The sequence below is a fragment of the Bartonella vinsonii subsp. vinsonii genome (assembly GCF_902825235.1).
GTDB lineage: Bacteria > Pseudomonadota > Alphaproteobacteria > Rhizobiales > Rhizobiaceae > Bartonella > Bartonella vinsonii.
The window spans coordinates 1-3,433 of record NZ_CADEAJ010000025.1; the positions used below are offsets into that span (position 1 = coordinate 1).

The 3,433-nt window shown below is 38.5% G+C and carries 6 protein-coding genes; 4 read left to right on the forward strand and 2 right to left on the reverse strand.

Features of this window, described 5'->3' with window-relative positions; all coding sequences use genetic code 11:
• The 4 genes from J7R12_RS08435 to J7R12_RS08450 all read left to right on the forward strand — a co-directional run.
• Nucleotides 1-389: ERF family protein (locus tag J7R12_RS08435; protein WP_208439054.1), on the forward strand; the 389-nt coding region annotated here is incomplete at its 5' end.
• A gap of 1 nt (nt 390) precedes the next feature.
• Nucleotides 391-1,014, forward strand: coding sequence for a lambda exonuclease family protein (locus J7R12_RS08440; protein ID WP_126603974.1), 624 nt, complete (start codon nt 391-393; stop codon nt 1,012-1,014).
• A 112-nt stretch (nt 1,015-1,126) separates the two neighbouring features.
• A complete protein-coding gene (locus tag J7R12_RS08445; protein WP_126603973.1) occupies nt 1,127-1,375 on the forward strand; it encodes a hypothetical protein in 249 nt (82 codons plus the stop codon).
• Nucleotides 1,376-1,377: 2 nt separating this feature from the next.
• On the forward strand, nt 1,378-2,418 hold the full coding sequence (locus J7R12_RS08450) for a tyrosine-type recombinase/integrase (protein ID WP_126603972.1): 1,041 nt from the start codon (nt 1,378-1,380) through the stop codon (nt 2,416-2,418).
• A gap of 5 nt (nt 2,419-2,423) precedes the next feature.
• Here the strand turns inward: J7R12_RS08450 and J7R12_RS08455 are convergent, their stop codons facing one another.
• Both J7R12_RS08455 and J7R12_RS08460 read right to left on the reverse strand, forming a co-directional pair.
• A complete protein-coding gene (locus J7R12_RS08455) occupies nt 2,424-2,723 on the reverse strand; it encodes a HigA family addiction module antitoxin (protein WP_126603971.1) in 300 nt (99 codons plus the stop codon).
• Between the two features lie 17 nt (nt 2,724-2,740).
• Nucleotides 2,741-3,022, reverse strand: a complete 282-nt coding sequence (locus J7R12_RS08460) for a type II toxin-antitoxin system RelE/ParE family toxin (RefSeq protein WP_006924779.1) — start codon at nt 3,020-3,022, stop codon at nt 2,741-2,743.
• Between the last annotated feature and the right edge of the window lie 411 nt (nt 3,023-3,433).

Here is a 3,433-nt window from a genome sequence, read left to right on the forward strand (position 1 = left end):
AAATGACTTTGACACATCCATCTGGGAATAAAATCTCAACAGAGGGAAAGTTTCCTTATGACACTAAAGGATGCAAATCAACTATACAATCGGTTGGTTCTGCAATCACATACGCACGCAGATATCTGTTAGGTATGCTTCTTAATGTCGTGAGTGAAGATGATGATACCGATGGGAACACACCTATTAAAAAGGCTTTTCCGCAACAGATCAATGAAATCAGAAGACTGATGGTACAAACAAATACAGAAGAAGGAAATGTACTTACTTATGCGAAAGTTGAAAAGCTTGATGATATGTCTGAAGGACAAGCACAAACGGTGTTGCATCTTTTAAAAGATAAACAAAACAAGCAAACGGCACCAACACAACAACAAACGGCGGTGTGAGATGGAACAAAGGACAGCAGAATGGTTTCAAGCGCGCTTGGGTAAAGTCACCGCATCCAATGTGTATAACGTACTCAGTAAGACAGCAAAAGGTTTACCTACAAGCAAATATGAAGACTACAAAACGAAACTCATGTCAGAACGCTTAATAGGGGAAATAAGCCAATCTTATACAACACCTGCTATGCAATGGGGAATTGAACATGAAGAGGATGCCTTGAAAGAATATGAATTCATTTATGACACAGAGGTTACAAGGTGCGGGTTTATCCAACACCCCACAATGAAAATGGCTGGTGCAAGTCCTGATGGTCTCATTGGAGAGGACGGTTTAATTGAAGTCAAATGTCCACAACCAACGACCCACCTTCGCTTTTTTATGGATAACGAAATCAAGCCTGAATATCACGCGCAGATGCAATTCCAAATGGCATGCACAGGACGCAAATGGTGTCATTTCATGAGCTATAATCCAAACTTTGTAGGCAAATCTACTGGTTTGAGAATGAAAATCAAACGCATCCTCCGTGATGAGGAACAAATTGAAGAGATCAATAAAGCGGTCGAAATCTTTTTAGGGGAAATAGAACAAGAGATGCAAAAGATTTTGACAAAAGCTGCTTAAAGCTATGGGGGTGCTCTCTCCTCCCAGCACCCCCGCCCTTTCCTAACAACTTTCAACCAATGCATGGATTCACGCCACAAGTGAATTACATCTAAAATTAAGGGGAACAAATATGGGACATCGCCCACCTACTATCACGCAACCAGCTATTGCTCGCGCCTTAAGAGAAGCAAAAAAACAAGGATGTGAATTAATAGAAATAAAGCCTACGGGTGAAGTACTTATTCATATCAATAAAATTGTACCGCCAACAAACATGAGTAATGCTTATAGCATTGACGATTTTCCTCCACTTGAAAACGAGCAAGAAGAATATAGCACCAATAAATCTTGCCCCCCTGTTGACGATATAAAGTTTTAGCCATGCCAAAATGTCGTCCTCCACATCTTGTTCGAGAATGTACACGCCATGGTAAAACCATATGGTATGTGCGTATTGGTCATGGACCACGATTTCGAATTGAAGGAACCTATGGGACACAAGAGTTTGTTGACAACTATACGATTGCCATTCAACAAGCGCAAAATGGTCCATCCAAGAAAATAAAACAAACCAGACTTACAGAAGGATCTTTCGATTGGTTGCTGCATCAGTATTTACAAAGCATGCAATGGCATAATCAATCAGAATCCACTAAAAAAGTTAAGTATAGAATTCTAAACAATGTTTCTAAACATATTGGTGATCGCGCATATAAAAGCATAGAAAAACATCATATCCTTGACGCCGTAGACAGAAGGCGAGAGACCCCCGCGGCGGCAAAACATTTTTTGACCTCTTTAAACGGTCTCTTTAATTGGGCGGTTGATAATGCCCTTTTAAATAGAAATCCTGCCTTTAATATAAAAGCACCAAAATCTTTAAACAGTGAGGGATTACTGCCATGGCTAGAAGAGGACATAGATAAATATTATCACCATTGGTCACATGGTACACATGAACGCGTCTGGATTGATGTTCTTCTTTATACGGGTTTGCGCCGTGGTGACGCCGTTCGTATTGGCTGGAAAAATGTTAAAGATAATATTATTCATCTCAAAACAGAAAAGAGCCAATTTAAAACAGATGTTTTTCTTCCCATTTTACCTGAATTAGCAGAAACCCTTAAAATTGGTCCTATTGGAGAAGAAACATTCATCTGTAGTAAACTTAATCAAAAATTCACCAAAGAAAGTTTTGGAAATGCATTTCGATGTGCTTGTAACGCGGTTGGAATAAAAAAATCAGCACACGGTTTGAGAAAATTGGCGGCAACGCGCGCAGCAAATGCTGGTGCTACAGTTTCACAAATGAAAGCGCTTTTTGGCTGGACAGAAGATAAAATGGCTTCACTCTATACCAAAACAGCAGATAGAAAACGGCTAGCAATAGAAGCAATAAAAAAGCTTCAAAAAAATTATTGATGAAATCAAAGCGGCGTTTGAACAGAATCAGAAACCAGAGGATAAATGGGTGGTTGTACCCGTTGCATTGTTTGCCATAAATTATAGTTTGTTTGCATATCTAACCAAAATTTTGCTTTACTAAAACCAGCTAATTCTAGTTTAACTGCAAGCTCAGTGCTTATAGAAGCACGACCGTTAATGACTCTTGATAGAGAAGCCCTTGTCATATGGAGATGGTCAGCTAATTTCTGTATTGTTAGCCCCATTTCTTCCAAGAAAGCTACTTTTAGAACTTCACCTGGGTGGGCGGGGTTATGCATCATCCTTTTAATTCCTTTCATCAATGGTAATCTTGATAATCAACAAGCTCAACATCTGTTCCAATAAAGCGAAAGGTAACACGCCAATTGCCATTTACCCATATAGAATAATATCCAGTAAGTTCACCTTTAAGAGAGTGCATTTTAAAGGCAGGTGCATTTAACATTTCAGGGCATGTAGCACTTGTCAAAGCCGTTAAAATAACACGTAACTTTTTTGTGTGGGCTGGTTGAATAGCTTTTGTAGAACCAGTCGTATAAAATAGTTTCAACCCTTTATGTTTAAAACTCACAATCGCCATTACCATTCCTATTCGTATACTATTACTATACGGAAAATGATAATAAGTGTCAAACAGAATACTGGAAATTCTGATTCCATATTTGAATAAAATGGATACAGATAAGCGATAAAAAGGTTCGGGATAGACAGGAAAAAAGTTAAAAGAATCAATGGAATCAAAATTCCCGAACTTTTATATAACCTATTGATTACATATAAATATAACGCTCCCACCCCCTCCGCCACTTAGTTTTTACCAACCAATAACTTATTGATTTCACATGTGTAGCTTGTCAGCTTGTATGTAGCTTGCCACCAAGTTTTGTATAATTTGACAGTAGGTTTTGTACCAATTTATTTTTTTTCAAAGGGTTTTTAAGGGGTTCTCACAGGGTCTTCAAAGACCTTTCAAAGGGTATTTAAAGCCCCC